Source organism: Paenibacillus sp. FSL K6-3182 (genome assembly GCF_037976325.1).
In the GTDB taxonomy this organism is placed as follows: Bacteria; Bacillota; Bacilli; order Paenibacillales; family Paenibacillaceae; genus Pristimantibacillus.
Map to the genome: position 1 here is coordinate 2100240 of NZ_CP150265.1, position 17107 is coordinate 2117346.

General features: G+C 45.8%; 14 protein-coding genes and 1 tRNA gene. 12 read left to right on the forward strand and 3 right to left on the reverse strand.

The genetic code is table 11. The features are described 5' to 3' along the window. Position 1 precedes the first annotated feature (1 nt). Entirely contained in the window at positions 2 to 652 is a 651-nt protein-coding gene (gene rdgB / locus MHH56_RS09100) for an RdgB/HAM1 family non-canonical purine NTP pyrophosphatase (RefSeq protein WP_339207828.1), read from the forward strand. 103 nt (positions 653 to 755) lie between these two features. Here rdgB and asnB read toward each other — a convergent pair whose 3' ends face one another. Continuing rightward, the gene (asnB, locus tag MHH56_RS09105; RefSeq protein WP_339209540.1) at positions 756 to 2600 is read right to left on the reverse strand and encodes an asparagine synthase (glutamine-hydrolyzing); all 1845 of its coding nucleotides are present in this window, start codon (positions 2598 to 2600) and stop codon (positions 756 to 758) included. A 141-nt stretch (positions 2601 to 2741) separates the two neighbouring features. Here asnB and MHH56_RS09110 point away from each other — a divergent pair, with 141 nt between their 5' ends. Next, complete coding sequence (locus tag MHH56_RS09110; protein ID WP_339207829.1) at positions 2742 to 3074, forward strand: hypothetical protein; 333 nt, start codon at positions 2742 to 2744, stop codon at positions 3072 to 3074. A gap of 222 nt (positions 3075 to 3296) precedes the next feature. Continuing rightward, positions 3297 to 3905, forward strand: coding sequence for an AAA family ATPase (locus MHH56_RS09115; RefSeq protein ID WP_339207830.1), 609 nt, complete (start codon positions 3297 to 3299; stop codon positions 3903 to 3905). 71 nt (positions 3906 to 3976) lie between these two features. Here MHH56_RS09115 and MHH56_RS09120 read toward each other — a convergent pair whose 3' ends face one another. Continuing rightward, positions 3977 to 4870 carry a LysR family transcriptional regulator gene (locus MHH56_RS09120; RefSeq protein ID WP_339207831.1) on the reverse strand — a complete coding sequence of 298 codons (894 nt, stop codon included), beginning with the start codon at positions 4868 to 4870 and terminating at the stop codon, positions 3977 to 3979. 115 nt (positions 4871 to 4985) lie between these two features. Between MHH56_RS09120 and MHH56_RS09125 the strand changes: the two genes are divergently transcribed. Next, positions 4986 to 5450, forward strand: coding sequence for an HPP family protein (locus MHH56_RS09125; RefSeq protein ID WP_339207832.1), 465 nt, complete (start codon positions 4986 to 4988; stop codon positions 5448 to 5450). Positions 5451 to 5562: 112 nt separating this feature from the next. Here MHH56_RS09125 and MHH56_RS09130 read toward each other — a convergent pair. Continuing rightward, a tRNA-Arg gene (locus MHH56_RS09130) sits at positions 5563 to 5639 on the reverse strand. A gap of 251 nt (positions 5640 to 5890) precedes the next feature. Here MHH56_RS09130 and MHH56_RS09135 point away from each other — a divergent pair. From MHH56_RS09135 to yihA, 8 genes are all read left to right on the forward strand, one after another. Then, entirely contained in the window at positions 5891 to 6784 is an 894-nt protein-coding gene (locus tag MHH56_RS09135) for a hypothetical protein (protein ID WP_339207833.1), read from the forward strand. Positions 6785 to 6872: 88 nt separating this feature from the next. After that, a complete protein-coding gene (gene tig, locus MHH56_RS09140) occupies positions 6873 to 8162 on the forward strand; it encodes a trigger factor (RefSeq protein ID WP_339207834.1) in 1290 nt (429 codons plus the stop codon). A 228-nt stretch (positions 8163 to 8390) separates the two neighbouring features. Then, the gene (clpP, locus tag MHH56_RS09145; RefSeq protein ID WP_053374767.1) at positions 8391 to 8984 is read left to right on the forward strand and encodes an ATP-dependent Clp endopeptidase proteolytic subunit ClpP; all 594 of its coding nucleotides are present in this window, start codon (positions 8391 to 8393) and stop codon (positions 8982 to 8984) included. Positions 8985 to 9000: 16 nt separating this feature from the next. Beyond that, positions 9001 to 10257 carry an ATP-dependent protease ATP-binding subunit ClpX gene (gene clpX, locus MHH56_RS09150; RefSeq protein WP_076271649.1) on the forward strand — a complete coding sequence of 419 codons (1257 nt, stop codon included), beginning with the start codon at positions 9001 to 9003 and terminating at the stop codon, positions 10255 to 10257. Positions 10258 to 10462: 205 nt separating this feature from the next. Beyond that, positions 10463 to 11572, forward strand: coding sequence for a flavodoxin-dependent (E)-4-hydroxy-3-methylbut-2-enyl-diphosphate synthase (gene ispG / locus MHH56_RS09155; RefSeq protein ID WP_054027210.1), 1110 nt, complete (start codon positions 10463 to 10465; stop codon positions 11570 to 11572). An 807-nt stretch (positions 11573 to 12379) separates the two neighbouring features. Further along, positions 12380 to 14083: an ATP-dependent protease LonB gene (gene lonB, locus MHH56_RS09160; RefSeq protein WP_339207835.1), complete on the forward strand. Its 1704-nt coding sequence runs from the start codon at positions 12380 to 12382 to the stop codon at positions 14081 to 14083. A 37-nt stretch (positions 14084 to 14120) separates the two neighbouring features. After that, positions 14121 to 16490, forward strand: coding sequence for an endopeptidase La (gene lon, locus MHH56_RS09165; RefSeq protein WP_339207837.1), 2370 nt, complete (start codon positions 14121 to 14123; stop codon positions 16488 to 16490). Next, positions 16487 to 17074 (forward strand): ribosome biogenesis GTP-binding protein YihA/YsxC, encoded by a 588-nt coding sequence (yihA, locus tag MHH56_RS09170; RefSeq protein ID WP_076271653.1) that lies wholly within the window; start codon positions 16487 to 16489, stop codon positions 17072 to 17074. Before lon ends, yihA begins: the two co-directional genes overlap by 4 nt. The last annotated feature ends 33 nt before the right edge of the window (positions 17075 to 17107 follow it).

Consider the following 17107-nt stretch of genomic DNA (forward strand, 5'->3'; position numbering starts at 1 on the left):
GATGAAGCATTCCATATTAAATCATGCTGTTATTGTTGTAGCAACAAAAAATGCAGGTAAGGTGAAGGAATTCGCGCATGCGCTTCAGAAGCTTGATAAATCAGTAGAAAGCTTGCTGGATTATCCGCAAATTCCGGATATCGTGGAAGATGGCGATACGTTTGCCGCCAATGCTCGCATCAAAGCAAAGACGACGGGAGACATTCTTGGCGTTCCTGTGCTGGCTGATGATTCAGGCTTGCGCGTTGCAGCGCTGAATGGTGATCCAGGGGTCTATTCCGCTCGTTATGCAGGTGAGAATGCGACTGATGGTGAAAACAATGCCAAGCTCATTCAGGAGCTTCATCAACTAGCTGAACATGCAGAACGAGAAGAATTGCAAGACGGGTCCAAAATACTGAGCAAAGCGCAGTTCGTATGCGCGTTAGCGCTGTATGATCCGGCGACCGGTTTGTTTCTGGAATCGGAGGGTACAGTGGATGGCGTTATCACGGATAATCCTCACGGCAATGGCGGCTTCGGTTATGATCCGCTGTTTTGGCTTCCTAGCTTGAATCGCGGGATGGCCGAGCTGTCAAAGGAAGAAAAGCAGCAGATCAGCCATCGCGGCGATGCATTAAGAAAGCTCCTTCCCTTGCTTGAGCAAGCATAATAATTGAAAAAGCAACCCTATCCAAGAGCAGCTGAATGCAGCGGCTTTTAGCGGATGGGGTTGCTTTTTTTGTGATGAGAACAAAAACATTATCCTTGTCAGCTTATGATATGACGACCTTATATTCCTTTAACCATAAATTCACTTGATATAAATAAGCGAATAGCTGCGGACCGGACATCAATTGACCAAACCAAGGGGTATTCGAGCTTGCGGATTCCGACTCGGTTAGCGCTCTAACCTTTTCTACATTAATTAATGGAAGGAGCGGAGAGCTGGAATCGTTCAGTACATCTAACAAAAGCCCTTTGACTGCGGCCAAATAGTTCGGATTATGCGTTTTAGGATAGGGGCTTTTTTTACGAGTCAATACGTCCTCAGGCAATACACCGCGCAGCGCCTTGCGCAATATTCCTTTTTCGCGATCGCCGGATGTTTTGATCTCCCAAGGGATATTCCAAACATATTCAACTAACCGATGATCACAGAAAGGGACACGGACCTCAAGGCCCGCTGCCATGCTCATTCGATCCTTGCGGTCTAGAAGCGTTGGCATGAAGCGGGTAATGTTCAAGTACGACATTTGACGCATCTTACGCAGCTGCTCAGATTCACCATCAAGATGAGGAACCTCTGCTATCGCTTGGGAATAACGATCCCCAATGTAGTCAAGCGGTTTAATCCAAGCGGCAACGTCAGGTGCGAGCAGATCAGCACGCATTACTGAAGCAAGCGACCAAGGGAAGGTATTTGCATTTAAAGCCTCTTCGCGATGAAACCAAGGATAGCCGCCAAAAATTTCATCGGCAGCTTCGCCTGATATCGCTACGGTTGCATCTTTTTTTATTTCATGGCAAAAGAGCAGCAACGAAGCATCAACATCGGCCATGCCCGGAAGATCGCGAGCAAAGGTGGCTGCTTTCAATGCGCCGACCAAATCAGGTGTATCAAACTGTATAGGATGATGAATTGTGCCTAGATGCGTCGTCATTCTCTCGATCCATGGCGCATCACTATTAGGCTGGAAGGCATGTGCCTTAAAATGTTTATCGTTGTCCGCATAATCAACAGAATACGTGTGGACATTCCCTTGCCCGTTCTCGTTGTAATAATTGACAGCAAGTGTAGTTAGCGCACTGGAATCAAGGCCGCCAGACAGCAGGGTACATACAGGAACGTCTGAAACGAGCTGCCGCTCAACGGTATCTTTTAGCAGCGCTCCTACCTGTTCAGCTGTTTCTTCTATATTTTGCCCATGGGGGCTGCTCTCAAGCTGCCAGTACGTAATCGTCTTCACGCCAGCGTGATTGACGGTCATACACTTGCCAGGTCTAAGCTCATTGATTTGCTTATATACACCATGGCCTGGAGTGCGTGCTGGTCCTAAAATAAAAATCTCAGCAAGCCCTTCCGCTCCAACCTCCGGCTTCACGGCAGGGTGTGCCAATATACATTTTTGTTCGGAGCCAAAAATAAACAAACCGTCCTGTGTGCTATAGAACAGCGGTTTGACGCCAAGCCGATCACGTGCCAGAAATAGTTCTTGCTCTAATACATTCCATATGGCAAAAGCAAATATTCCGTTAAAACGCTCTACGCAAGACTTGCCCCATTCCATAAAAGCGACCAGCAGCACTTCTGTATCACAATTTGTCGTAAAGATTCTGCCCCTGCTTTCAAGCTCCTTGCGAAGTTCTGGTGCATTATACAATTCCCCGTTATAGACAACGACATATTTGTCGTCGCCGGTATGGCGAATCATTGGCTGTGCCCCGTTCTCCGGATCAATGACGGATAAACGTCGATGGCCTAAAGCGCAATGAGCTGATATCCACGTACCGGAAGCGTCGGGACCGCGCGGTGCAAGGGTGTCTGTCATCTTCTCTAAGCTTTCACTTTGCTTAGTCAGATCACGGTTCCAGTCGATCCAGCCGGTAATTCCACACATTGATCTCATTCCTCTCTTTTGCTGGTCTCAAAGTAGCGATAATATCAGTTATATGCAGAATAAGGGATAAAATGTCTGTCCGACGGGGGATGCTAGAAGTGGCTGTGAAAAGTAATAAATGCAGGAAGGAGTGTGCGATTGATGGCAGAGCAAGAAGCAGGCAGTGAAGAACGCAAGCATTATTTCGTTTCTGTTCAGGCGGGACAAATATTAGAGGATCCACAGGCAGCTGCGTATGAGCTTGAGATTATAATGAACGAAAATGAGCATACGAAGCTTAGAGAGCTGTTTGATGAGCTGTCCAGCATGGATGAAGCGGAGATGTTTCATTTCTCGTACAGTCCGTTTGGCTCAGCAAGCGATGGCGAAATCAATGCTGGTTACGATCAGTTGATTGAGCGTATTTACAGGCAATTGTATGAGTTAGGAACGGACACGACGAAGCAGCATATCGAATCGATGCAGTTTTTTTAATAAGCGGATAAGTAAGCATAAACAGGGTGTTGCAGAAGCTGAATAGCAGAGGCAACATCCTGTTTTTTTATAAAACAATAAATAAATATAAGATGATTGATACTATAAAAATAAAATAAGAATGTTTTTTCTAAATTATATCGCTGTTTTTACGTATTCATTTCTATTATATTGCTGCAAAAAATGATATACTTCTACAAAAAATAGTGGAGGGTTTTCGTTTTGCAAAAGTTAGTTTTTTTTGTCGGAGTAGCGGGGACGGGTAAAACAACGGTAGCTAGAAAGTTGTCTGCTCGCATTCCAGCTGCTTTTCTTGACCGGGATACGGTAGGCGGTCGTTTTGTTGAGGCTATATTGGAGTTAAACGGCCTGGATAAAAGAGATCGGGATTCTGATTATTACAAAAAGCATTTGCGTGATTTGGAATATGATACGGCGAAGGACGTATGTATCGAAAATTTGGCTGCTGGTCAAAACGTATTTATGATTTCACCTTTTACGGCAGAACTGAAAAACAAACAGTGGATCGAAGAGGTTGTTGAAGCAGCAGGCCTCACGATGGGCGAGGTAGACGTTAAAGTGGTTGTTGTCACGCTGCTGGATATGGATCTGCAAAAAAATCGGATCATCGGGCGTCAAACAGAGCGCGATCAGTGGAAACTGGACAACTGGGGCGACTTTGAGAAGCGGATAGAATTTGTTCCGCAAATCAACTGGGATATTCCTAACTCCTCCATCCTCGTGTTTGATAATAGCGGAGAATTAACGGAAGAGAAAGCTGAGCAATTATTCCAATTTGTTAATGAAAAGCAGGCAACATTATCCGTATAATATAATAAGAAAAGGCGGCTTCATTTTGGGAATTTCCCTATGAAGCCGCCTTTTTATTTGTGGTTTTGTGATTATTTGGTTTTCAAAAATGATTTCAAATGCTGGATAAAGGCTTGTGCCGCAGCTTTAGGCTCACGTGATTTATGTGTAATAATGCCATGCGTCAATAGGAGCTCTTGGTTCAAGGGCAATGACAGCAGCGTACCTGCGGCTACCTCATTAGCTACATTTGATTCTGGTACGAATGAGATGCCCATTCCGCAAGCAACCGTCTGCTTAATGAGCTCAACACTGGAGAAAGACAAATGATCGGCAAGCTCAACATCAACTTCTCTCAGCATATCGCGTCCAAAGGTGTGGTAGATACACTGATCCCCGAAGCTAATGAAGGCGTTGTCGTGCAACGCTTGCCATCCAAGCTGCGCGAAGCGCTCTTCCAGCGTAGGAGCACAGATCAGCAAGAGCTTCTCTTCTATTAAAGGTGCAAATAGAAGGTCGTCACGTTCCGGAGCCTTGGGGACGATGCCGAGGTCAGCGCGATGGTTTACGACTTGTGCGGTAATATCATGCTGCAGACCAGGCGTTAAATGCAGCTTGATCTTGGTGTATTGCTGGAGAAAGCCGGTTAAAAAATGCGGTAGATGAGAGATGGCAAACGACTCTAGAGCTCCAATTCGAACGATACCAGACGGCATGCCAGGCTCCGAGAACGCATCCTGAAGCGAATGTCCAAGCTGGATAAATTGATACGCATAGGGAGCTAGCAGCAAGCCTGCTTCTGTTGGCTCTACGCCGCGCGGCAAACGGTGAAAGAGCTTTTTGCCGCTTGCTGTTTCCAAATGTCGAATATGTGAGGTTACCGTCGATTGAACGTAACCGAGACGATCAGCGGCACCGCTGAAGCTTTTCTCCTCCAGCACCGCAGTAAAGGTAATAAAAAAACGACCTTCCCAAGACTCCAGCATGTTAACTCCCCTTAGGTATCGGAATTTGAAATGGGTTCCATTGTAAACATTCAATTCTCGAATGATTTCTCTTATGATAGCATGATGTCATAATAAGAGAAACGGGGAATGAGAAATGCTGAGAAATAAAAATTGGAAGCCGCTGGCGGCAGCGGTTGTTGGCACCATTGTTATCGCATTGCTGCTGACCATGGGCGATTTAATGTCGATTACGCTGATGATGGCTCCATTTGGGGCCAGTTGTGTTATCGTGTTTGTTTTGCCAGATAGTCCGCTTGCCAAAGCCAGAAATGTTGTTGGAGGCCATTTGATCAGCACTGGAGCAGGTCTTGTGATGCTGCATCTGTTCGGAGATGCAACATGGTTCATTGCACTATCTGTTGGATTGTCCATCCTTCTGATGCAGCTCACAAGAACAGTTCATCCACCCGCAGGAGCTGATCCGCTTGTTGTCATGTTAAGCCATGCGGGCTGGTCCTATCTGTTTACTCCGGTCCTTTTCGGAGCGGTGCTGATCGCGCTTGCCGCTTATGGTTATAGGAAATTATTGGCGACCAAGTCAGCAGCTTTGAAGTCATAGAAATAAAAAAAAAGGCTGATCCAGTTGGTAAATACCGGGATCAGCCTCTTTTAAATAGATCAGTATATTATAAAAAAACCACCTGAATAGGCGGCGTTAATTGATAATAATATGGCGTCCCGGAAGAGATTCGAACTCCCGACCGACGCCTTAGAAGGGCGTTGCTCTATCCAGCTGAGCTACCGGGACACAAGAAATAATATAGCACACATCATTAAATTATTGCAAGCACTTTTTTGAATTTATATTCTTTTTATTATAAAATAAGATTTATGAGTTGTCGGAATACTACATTTGTTTTTTCTTTTGATTGTACATGGTATAATCGTACGCAAGATTGTCCGAATGAACAAAAGGCGCGACCATAAGGCGGTGTTATCATTACAACTCCCAATGACACACAAGGCGACAACAAGGATAACGTTTACTTGTTCCCTAGCATGCTGGACCATTATCAGGTACAGTTAACCCGTATGCTGGAAGCGGAACAATACGGGGAGGCCAAGGAGTTGCTGCGCTTTTTGCTGCAATGCCAGGGCGAGGATGCTCGCCATTATGAAGAGTGGGACAGCTTACTTACATGGCTTGACATGGCTTTTCCTGGAGAAGGAAATGATGGAGAAGATTCGGGATTCCTATCGGCCAAGCGAGAGAAGGAAGAGGACGAGGCGACTATGCGCGAGCAGCTTCTTAATCCTCCTGATCAAGATGAAGCTTATGTGAACCAAGTGCTCTACATCATGCAAAATCATCCGATGATCGATCAGCAAATTCTTGCTCTTGAACGCGCTGCTTATATTCATACTCCAGAAGTGGATGATTCCATTAAAAATTGGCTGGTAACTCAGCAGGTTCACCCTGTCGTTCAGTTTAAGGCTCTGCAATGCTTGCGCAAGCGAGGAGCTGTCGGTTTACTGACACTGGAGAGACTTGGTGAAACCGTAGAGCTTGATTTGGAAGCGACGCCTCTTTCTATGGATGAATTCCCTTCGCCAATTATTAGGATATTGGAGCGGACAGAGCAGGTTGCCGAGGTCGATGATCCCACATTGCCGCATTTTGCTAGAGAGCTTTGGAAGGAAAGTTTACAGTTTTTGTATGGTACGGCTGCTTATCATTGGATGTTGAGAGAAGACGAGGATACAGTTGATTATTTTGCAGCTGCGCTGCATTTGACGCTGCTTCTTACCGTTTACGGCTCGGCAAACGATGACGATATTCGTGATACATACGGCATTACCGAAGGTTTAAGGTTCCGTTATGAGCAAGCATGCAAGGCGCTTAGACAGGTTGCCGTTTTGCAGCAATCGGGAGAAGATGAGCCAGAGTCTTGATAATCTGGGCTAGCTTGTTTATAATAGAATGGTTTATGAAACGTGATAACTACTGATGCATGAGCATTTTCGGAGGGGAAGGCATAAAATGAAAGCAACTTGGGAAAAAATAGACAAGAACATCGTGTCGATCGACGTGGAGGTAGGGGCGGAGAAAGTCACTGTTGCTCTTGATCAAGCATTTAAGAAAGTCGTACAAAAAGTAAACGTACCTGGATTCCGTAAAGGTAAAGTGCCTCGCGGCATGTTCGAATCCCGTTTCGGTATTGAGAGCCTGTACCAGGATGCAATTGACATTCTGTTGCCAGATGCTTATTCCGATGCAATCAAAGAAACTAATCTTGAGCCGGTTGACCGTCCTGAGATTGAAGTTGAGCAATTCGCAAAAGGCGAAACATTCAAATTCAAAGCAAAAGTTATCGTTAAGCCAGAAGTTACACTTGGCGAATACAAAGGCTTGGAAGTTGAATCCGTTGTTTCTGAAGTTACAGAAGAGGAAATCGCAGCTGAACTTGAGCGTTTGCAACAGCGTCATGCTGAGCTTACTGTTGTTGAAGAAGGCGCAGCGGCTAACGGCGACATCACAGTTATCGATTTCGACGGTTATGTAGACGGCGAAGCGTTTGAAGGCGGAGCAAGCGAGCGTTATTCACTAGAGCTTGGTTCGAATTCCTTTATTCCAGGTTTCGAAGAGCAAGTGGTTGGCATGCAAATCGGAGATTTCAAGGACATTGAAGTTAATTTCCCTGAGAGCTACCATGCAGAGCACCTAGCAGGCAAACCAGCTGTGTTCAAAGTGAAGCTTCACGAAATCAAACGCAAAACTTTGCCAACGCTAGACGATGAGTTTGCAAAAGACGTAAGCGAGTTCGATACGCTTGAAGAGTACAAGCAGGATCTCGTTAACAAACTAAAAGAGCGCAAAGATCAAGAAGGCGAACAAGCTCGCGAAACAGCAGTTGTTGACAAAGCTACGGCAGCAGCAGATGTTGAAATTCCAGAGCCAATGATCGTGACTGAAACGGATTACATGATCAAAGATTTCGAAAACCGTCTTAAAATGCAAGGCATGAACATGGACCTATACTTCCAATTCTCCGGTCAAAACGAATCTGTTCTTCGCGATCAAATGCGCGCAGATGCTGAGAAACGCGTTCGCAACAACCTTGTGCTTGATGCAATTGCTAAAGCAGAAAACATCGTTGCAAACGACGAAGATTTGAACGAAGAGCTTGAGAAGCTGTCCAAATCATACAACCGTCCTTCTGCTGAGCTTCGCGACATTTTTGAGAAAAACGGAAATCTTAGCAACTTGCAGGAAGATATTGCACTTCGCAAAACAATTAAGTTCTTGCTTGAAAACAGCAAAGCTGTTTAATAGCCACATACGAATAATTGAATAAATGCTTCACTCAGGATAAGGCACGTCGTTGATACGTGCCTTATTTTGACCCTACATATGGAAATGTGCTCGTTTTGGAGGCTAAACTCCGTACATATCGAACGGCCGGCGTCGTATAATGTATTAGTGGAAAAATGACATGAATACGATGACGTGTTACAATAAGTAAGTAACCAAAGTCATAAACGAAAAGAGGTTGGTCGCATGAATCTAGTACCGATCGTAGTCGAACAAACGAATCGCGGGGAACGTTCTTACGATATTTACTCCCGTTTGCTGAAGGACCGTATCATTTTCCTTGGGAGCGCAATCGATGATGATGTTGCAAACTCCATCATTGCACAGCTGCTGTTTCTGGCGGCCGACGACCCAGAGAAAGACATTCATCTATACATTAACTCTCCCGGCGGCTCCGTGACTGCGGGAATGGGTATTTTTGATACGATGCAATATATTAAGCCTGAGGTGTCCACGATTTGTATGGGCATGGCAGCAAGCATGGGTTCGCTGCTTCTAACAGCGGGCGCGAAGGGCAAGCGTTTTGCGCTTCCTAACGCTGAGGTTATGATCCATCAACCACTTGGCGGCGTACGCGGTCAAGCATCTGATATCAAAATCCATGCTGATTGGATTTTGAAAACGAAACAAAAGCTAAACCAAATTTACGTAGACCGCACCGGACAGCCTTATGAAAAAATCGACCGAGATACCGACCGTGACAACTTCATGAGCGCGGAAGAGGCTCTTGCCTACGGTTTGATTGACAAGGTGATTACTGCACCGGTATCGACGATTTAATCGAAGGGGTGATTACATGTTTAAATTCAACGACGAAAAAGGCCAGTTGAAATGTTCTTTCTGCGGCAAATCGCAGGATCAAGTACGTAAATTGGTTGCCGGTCCTGGCGTCTATATATGCGATGAGTGCATTGAGCTTTGTACCGAAATTGTTGAGGAAGAACTCGGCAATGAGGAAGAGCTTGATCTTAAGGATATTCCGAAACCGAAAGATATCCGGGCTATTCTGGATTCTTATGTCATCGGTCAAGAGTTTGCGAAAAAATCGTTGTCTGTAGCGGTTTATAACCATTACAAACGGATTAATTCCGGAAGCAAAATCGAAGACGTAGAATTGCAAAAGAGTAACATTTTGCTGCTAGGTCCTACAGGCTCAGGCAAAACGCTGCTAGCTCAAACGATGGCTAAAATTTTGAATGTTCCATTTGCAATTGCAGATGCTACTTCGCTAACAGAAGCAGGTTATGTGGGCGAAGACGTTGAGAACATTTTGCTTAAGCTCATTCAAGCTGCCGATTATGATGTGGAAAAAGCGGAACGCGGCATTATTTATATCGATGAGATCGATAAAGTAGCTCGCAAATCGGAAAACCCATCCATTACGCGCGATGTTTCTGGCGAAGGTGTTCAGCAAGCATTGCTCAAAATATTGGAAGGTACAGTTGCATCCGTTCCTCCGCAAGGTGGACGCAAGCATCCGCATCAAGAATTCATTCAAATCGATACAACGAATATTTTGTTCATTTGCGGCGGCGCATTCGATGGCCTCGAATCATTGATCAAACGTCGTATCGGTAAGAAAGTAATCGGCTTTAGCTCTACAGGCGAATTGCAGAAGGATCTTAAAGCTGGTGAATACCTCACGATGGTATTGCCAGAGGATCTGCTCAAATTCGGTTTGATTCCGGAGTTTGTAGGCCGTCTGCCTATCATTTCGACGCTTGAGCCGCTTGATGAGCCTGCACTCGTTCGGATTTTATCCGAGCCGAAGAACGCGCTTGTGAAGCAATATCAGAAGCTGCTTGAAATGGACAATGTGAAGCTTGATTTCGAACCGGCTGCACTTGATGCTATTGCGAAAGAGGCAATTAAGCGCAACACCGGAGCTCGTGGCTTGCGTGCGATTATTGAAAGCATTATGCTGGAAGTTATGTACGAGGTACCATCACGCGATGATCTAAGTACATGCCTAATCACAGAGCAAACCGTTCAAGAAAAAATCATGCCTGAGCTTACCGCTAAGAAAAGCAAGAAGAAAGAAGAGAGTGCGTAAGCCAGCACTCCAGTATAAGAAGCTATAAGTCTAGGCTTATAACTTAACTTATATATGACCGCGAAACGAGCTGTTTCCGCTACATTGTAATGGAATGGGAGCAGCCGTTAACGCTTGACTACCGTCATTGTTTCCACCCAGCCGCGCGGTTTCTAAAACCGCCAGTCAAAGGGTGGACTTTGCCGTTCATGGGAGAGATAAGCTTATGTACTTACGTCAAGATACGGTACCGGTTAAAGTCGGCAATCTAACGATTGGCGGCAGTAACGAAGTGATTATTCAAAGTATGTGTACGACGAAGACTGCTGATGTCGAAGCTACTGTTGCGGAAATACTAGGACTTGAAGAAGCTGGCTGCCAGCTTGTCCGGGTTACTGTCAACAACAAGGAAGCGGCGGAAGCGATTAAGGAAATCAAGAAACGCATTCATATTCCGCTTGTTGCGGATATTCATTTTGACTATCGCTTGGCACTGCTAGCTATCGAGAACGGCATCGACAAAGTGCGGATTAATCCGGGCAATATCGGTCGCCGCGAACGCATCGAAGCGGTTGTTAAGGCTTGTAAGGAAAAAGGCATTCCGATCCGGATTGGCGTTAACGCCGGTTCATTAGAAAACCATTTGCTAGAAAAGTACGGTTACCCGACGCCGGAAGCAATGGTAGAGAGCGCGTTGTTCCATATCGGTATTTTGGAGGAGCTCGATTTCCACGATATTATCGTATCTCTCAAAGCTTCGGATGTTCCAATGGCCATTGCTGCGTACTCGATGGCGGCAAAAGTCATTAAATATCCGCTACACCTAGGCATTACAGAAGCTGGAACGCTGCACACAGGCACGATTAAGAGCTCCGCTGGTATTGGTGCTTTGCTCGCGCTTGGCATTGGCAACACGCTGCGTATCAGCCTTAGCGCTGACACGGTAGAGGAAGTCAAGGTTGCTCGTGAGCTTCTTAAAACCTTTGGTCTAATTACAAATGCTGCAACACTCGTTTCCTGCCCTACTTGCGGTCGTCTAGATATCGATCTGTTTTCGATTGCAAATGAGGTAGAAGATTATATTTCAAAAATTAAAGTGCCAATCAAAGTTTCTGTGCTTGGTTGTGCGGTCAATGGCCCAGGCGAGGCTCGTGAAGCGGATATCGGTATCGCTGGCGCTAGAGGCGAGGGCATGCTTTTCCGTTATGGGGAGCTCATTCGCAAGGTGCCAGAAGCTGAATTGCTGTCTGAGCTAAAGAAGGAAATTGACGAAATCGTACGCGTTTTTGAAGCGACGGGTGAAATACCTGGCCGCAAGCATCATACACCTGCATGATCATTTTTATGAAAAGGTTTATTTACGTCATTTGCAGACGTGAGTAAGCCTTTTTTTGTTGATAACAAAGGGGGGAAGTCGTGTTATAACGCTTCTTATGATGAATGTGATGGTAGGCATGTATTGAACTCTATACATTGCGTGAGAATAGGATATTCCTCTAAGTAACGAGCTGCGCTAAAGTAATTTCCCCTTTCCGAACCCGAGGTTACAAAATAAAGAGAATTGCTTGTGAAAAATAACAGCATTAACGGTTATTACCACATCGTAGAGGCAATACTATTTTATACGCATGTTTATTAAGGTTAGCTATGTACATTGAAATCAACGAAGCAGGTCTAAGTTCTTCTCTTAAGCCTCCTTGTAGTTGCATGATTAGCTAGAAAGGTATGAAAATGAAGCAAAATATTTAATTATTATTTCCATTTAAGGATTATATTCCTGCGGAAATGATCGTCACTATTCAAATGGCTACAGCCGTTTACGCTTGAAATATAAGATTGAAAATAGCTGATCATATTCATAAGAATCTTATATTTCTACGCGAAACGAAGCTTACACTATTTAGACGGTTTCAGCCGTTACGCTTGAAATATAAGAATGAAAATAGCTGATCATTTTCATAAAAAGCTTATATTTCTACGCGAAACGAGCCTACACTATTTAGACGGTTTCAGCCGTTTACGCTTGAAATATAAGGATGAAAATAGCTGATTATTTTCATAAGAATCTTATATTTCTACGCGAAACGAGCTTACACTATTTTGACGGTTTCAGCCGTTTACGCTTGAAAGGAGCGGATTACTAATGAGTTTAAGTGTTGTATTAATGTTGATTCAAGTGTTTTTTGCAGTTGTTATCGGCTTGTATTTCTGGAATTTGCTGCGCAATCAGAAGACGAACCGCTCGGCCGTTGATCGCGAGTCTCGCAAGGAGATGGACAAGCTCAGAAAGCTTAGGAGTGTATCGCTTACGAAGCCTCTATCGGAGAAGACAAGGCCGCAAGCGATGCAGGACATTGTTGGCCAACGTGACGGTCTGCGTGCCTTAAAGGCGGCGCTGTGCAGCGCAAACCCTCAGCATGTTATCATTTATGGCCCTCCAGGTGTTGGGAAGACCGCTGCGGCGCGTGTCGTGCTGGAGGAAGCCAAAAAAAATCCTTCCTCGCCGTTTTTGCCTGAAGCGAAATTTACAGAGATCGATGCGACTACCGCTAGGTTTGATGAGCGCGGAATAGCTGATCCGTTAATCGGCTCGGTTCATGATCCTATTTATCAAGGTGCAGGTGCGATGGGGGTAGCAGGTATTCCTCAACCTAAGCCAGGCGCTGTGACGAAGGCACATGGCGGGATCTTGTTTATTGACGAAATAGGTGAATTGCATCCGATTCAAATGAATAAATTATTAAAGGTACTGGAAGATCGTAAAGTGTTTCTGGAGAGCGCGTATTATAATTCGGAGGATTCGAATATACCAGTGTATATTCATGATATTTTCCAAAACGGCCTGCCTGCTGATTTCCGTCTAGTCGGTGCAACAACACGCTCGCCGCAGGAAATTCCGCCAGCTATCCGTTCGCGCTGCATGGAGGTGTTTTTTCGTCCGCTGCTTGCTGAGGAGATTGGCTTAGTAGCAGAAAACGCAGTGAAAAAAATCGGCTTTGCACCATGTCCTGAAGCGATCGATGTCGTCAAGCGATATGCGACGAACGGACGCGAAGCGGTAAACGTCATTCAGCTGGCTGCGGGTGTAGCTCTATCCGAAAAAAGGGACAGCATCGCTGCGGGCGATATTGAATGGGTTGTGAACAGCAGTCAAATTCCGCCGCGCCCTGATCGCAAGGTGCCGGATGCACCGCAAATCGGTTTCGTAAATGGCCTTGCTGTATATGGTCCAAATATGGGCACGCTGCTCGAAATCGAAGTAAGCGCAATTCCTGCTGCTTCTGGCAAAGGTCTGTTTACAATAACAGGCGTTGTAGACGAGGAAGAACTTGGCGGAGGATCGCGGACGTTAAGAAGAAAAAGTATGGCAAAGGGCTCAGTCGAAAACGTAATTACAGTTTTGAGACGTATCGGGCTTAATCCGCAGGACTTTGACTTGCATATCAACTTCCCTGGCGGTACGCCGATTGATGGCCCTTCTGCCGGCATTGCGATGGCAACAGCTATTACATCAGCAATAAAAGGCATTCCAATTGACAATAAACTGGCCATGACAGGTGAAGTTGGCATACATGGAAACGTAAAACCTGTTGGCGGCGTATTAGCTAAAGTTGAGGCAGCTTTCCAAGCTGGCGCTAAAACAGTCATTATCCCGAGGGAGAACTGGCAAGCGATTTTTGCAGACTTGGAAGGTCTTAAGGTCATTCCTGTCGAAAAGGTGGAAGAAGTGTTCAAGTTTGTGTTCCCAGATACTGAAGTGTCCCCTGTGCGGGTCGAAGCTCCGCTTGGAACCGATCTTTTTATCGCTTCAGCCGTTCCGTATTTGCAGGCTGATTCCGTAGAATGATAAACTAGGGTAGACGTTAACAATTGGAGGTGCTGGTGTGGGACCTAGTAAATCGAAAGGTCGTCGGCTGCCCTTGCTTCCGCTTAGAGGGCTACTCGTTTATCCCAGCATGGTGCTCCACCTTGATGTGGGTAGGGACAAATCGGTTCGAGCGTTAGAACGCTCGATGGTCGAAGATCATATGATATTGCTTTGTTCACAGTCTGAAGTGAACATTGAGGAGCCGACTGAGGAAGATATATATAAAGTTGGCACCATAGCAAAAGTAAGGCAAATGCTAAAGCTGCCTAACGGCACGATCCGTGTGCTGGTGGAAGGCGTATCGCGTGCTGAGATTTTGGACTATTTGCCGAACGACGAGTTTTATGAAGTATCTGTAAAAGAATTGCCGGAGCAGGAGACGGATGATCCTGAAGTCGATGCGCTTATGCGCTCTGTCTTGAACCAATTCGAGCATTATATTTCATTATCGAAGAAGGTTACGCCTGAAACCTATGCGGCGGTTTCCGACATTGATGATCCGGGCCGCCTTGCGGATGTCATTACGAGCCATCTTTCGCTGAAAATCAAGGATAAGCAGGATATTCTTGAAACCGTAGATGTCGGAGCTCGACTAGAGAAGCTGCTCGACATCTTGAACAACGAGCGCGAAGTGCTGGAGCTCGAGCGCAAAATAAACCAACGCGTCAAGAAACAGATGGAAAAGACGCAAAAGGAATATTATTTGCGCGAGCAAATGAAGGCGATCCAGAAGGAGCTCGGAGAGAAGGAAGGCCGTGCTGGCGAGGTCGAGGAGCTGCGTGCGCAGCTGGCCGAGGCAGGCGTGCCTGAACTCGTGAAAGAGAAGATCGAGAAGGAAATTGATCGACTCGAGAAAATGCCGTCCACCTCTGCAGAAGGCGGCGTCATTCGCAATTATATCGATTGGCTGCTTTCTTTGCCTTGGAGCAAAACGACCGAAGATGATTTGAGCTTGAGCAAGGCAGAAGCGATTCTTAATGATGACCATTATGGTCTAGAGAAGCCGAAAGAGCGGGTGCTTGAATATTTGGCGGTTCAGAAGCTAGTCAAGCAGCTTAAGGGTCCAATCCTTTGCTTGGTAGGTCCGCCGGGTGTTGGTAAAACCTCGCTTGCCCGTTCGATTGCCAAGTCGCTTGGCCGTAAGTTTGTGCGTATCTCGCTTGGCGGTGTGCGCGATGAAGCGGAAATCCGCGGTCACAGGCGGACTTATGTAGGCGCTATGCCAGGCAGAATTATTCAAGGCATGAAAACAGCAGGCTCTTCAAACCCTGTATTTTTGCTGGATGAGATTGACAAAATGGCGATGGATTTCCGTGGAGATCCAGCTTCAGCACTTCTAGAAGTGCTCGATCCTGAACAAAACAACACGTTCAGCGATCATTATGTAGAAGTGCCATTTGATCTATCTAATGTGATGTTCGTAACGACCGCGAATGCGATGCACAATATTCCTCGTCCGCTGCTTGATCGGATGGAGGTCTTGTATATTCCAGGATATACGGAGCTTGAGAAGCTGCAAATCGGAAATCGTTATCTATTGCCGAAGCAGAAAAAGGAACATGGCTTGACCGAGGAGCAGCTCATTGTCTCGCAAGAGGTATTGCTCCAGTTGATTAGGGAATATACGAGGGAATCCGGCGTTCGTAATTTAGAGCAGCAAATTGCAGCAGTGTGCCGTAAGGCAGCGAAACGATTTGTTGCAAATGAGCAAACGGAATCCACCGAGCCATTTGAAGTTACGAGTGAGGAGCTCAAGGAATTGCTGGGCCCTTCGAAGTTCCGTTATGGCCTAGCTGAGAGCGAGAATCAGATCGGAGCGGTGACTGGTCTTGCGTGGACTGAAGTAGGCGGGGATACGCTTGTCATTGAAGTCACAGTAATGCCGGGTAGCGGAAAACTAACGTTAACTGGTAAACTAGGTGATGTCATGAAGGAATCTGCTCAAGCGGCATTCAGTTATACACGCTCGAAAGCGATTGAGCTGGGCATTGACCCAAGCTTTCATGAGAAAAATGATATTCATATTCATATTCCAGAGGGTGCGATTCCAAAGGATGGTCCATCAGCCGGCATTACGATTGCAACAGCGCTTATCTCCGCGCTTACAAACCGCTATGTGGATAAGGAAGTGGCGATGACGGGCGAAATTACGCTCAGAGGCCGCGTGCTTCCGATTGGCGGTTTGAAGGAAAAATCGCTGGCAGCACATCGTGCAGGCATTCGCAAAATATTGTTGCCGAAAGAAAATGAACGGGATCTAGGGGATATTCCCGATAGCGTACGACATGATATGCAATTTTTTCCTGTCAGTCATATGGATGAAGTGCTGCAGCATGCGTTGCTTCCGGTTCAAACGGAAGAGAAAGCAGGTACAACGATTTTATGAAAATTACACAAGCAGAATTCATCATCAGCGCAGTAAAACCACATCAATACCCAGAGGACGCCTTGCCAGAGATAGCTCTGGCAGGGCGTTCGAATGTCGGAAAATCTTCATTGATCAATAAACTTATTTTACGCAAAAACTTAGCTAGAACGAGCTCGCAGCCAGGCAAAACGCAGCAGCTTAATTACTACCGCGTGAATGACCTTATTTATTTGGTTGATTTTCCGGGGTATGGCTATGCTAAGGTTTCGAAAACTCAGCGCTTGCAGTTTGGCGAAATGATTGAACGTTATATCCGTGACCGCGAGCCGCTTAAGCTTCAGCTTCTGGTTATCGATATTCGTCATGAGCCGTCTCTGCTCGATCAGCAAATGTACAAATGGCTGAAGCATTATGAAATCCCAACATGTGTCGTTGCGACCAAGGCGGATAAAATTCCGAAGTCGAAATGGGACAAGCATATTAAAATGATCAAAAAAACGCTTGAAGTCGACCCAAGCGATTCCGTTGTATTATTCTCGTCTGAATTAGGGCTTGGACGCGAGCAACTATGGGACATCATAACCGAAGCGATTGCTACATGAGGTAGCAAGACCAGCAAGTTATTCTATAAAGCA

Bases quoted from the DNA above. Each gene is read 5' to 3' on its own strand.
- rdgB (WP_339207828.1), top strand. From the start codon at position 2: ATGAAGCATTCCATATTAAATCATGCTGTTATTGTTGTAGCAACAAAA.
- asnB (WP_339209540.1), bottom strand. From the start codon at position 2,600: ATGTGTGGAATTACCGGCTGGATCGACTGGAACCGTGATCTGACTAAG.
- MHH56_RS09110 (WP_339207829.1), top strand. From the start codon at position 2,742: ATGGCAGAGCAAGAAGCAGGCAGTGAAGAACGCAAGCATTATTTCGTT.
- MHH56_RS09120 (WP_339207831.1), bottom strand. From the start codon at position 4,870: ATGCTGGAGTCTTGGGAAGGTCGTTTTTTTATTACCTTTACTGCGGTG.
- MHH56_RS09125 (WP_339207832.1), top strand. From the start codon at position 4,986: ATGCTGAGAAATAAAAATTGGAAGCCGCTGGCGGCAGCGGTTGTTGGC.
- MHH56_RS09135 (WP_339207833.1), top strand. From the start codon at position 5,891: ATGCTGGACCATTATCAGGTACAGTTAACCCGTATGCTGGAAGCGGAA.
- tig (WP_339207834.1), top strand. From the start codon at position 6,873: ATGAAAGCAACTTGGGAAAAAATAGACAAGAACATCGTGTCGATCGAC.
- clpP (WP_053374767.1), top strand. From the start codon at position 8,391: ATGAATCTAGTACCGATCGTAGTCGAACAAACGAATCGCGGGGAACGT.
- clpX (WP_076271649.1), top strand. From the start codon at position 9,001: ATGTTTAAATTCAACGACGAAAAAGGCCAGTTGAAATGTTCTTTCTGC.
- ispG (WP_054027210.1), top strand. From the start codon at position 10,463: ATGTACTTACGTCAAGATACGGTACCGGTTAAAGTCGGCAATCTAACG.
- lonB (WP_339207835.1), top strand. From the start codon at position 12,380: ATGAGTTTAAGTGTTGTATTAATGTTGATTCAAGTGTTTTTTGCAGTT.
- yihA (WP_076271653.1), top strand. From the start codon at position 16,487: ATGAAAATTACACAAGCAGAATTCATCATCAGCGCAGTAAAACCACAT.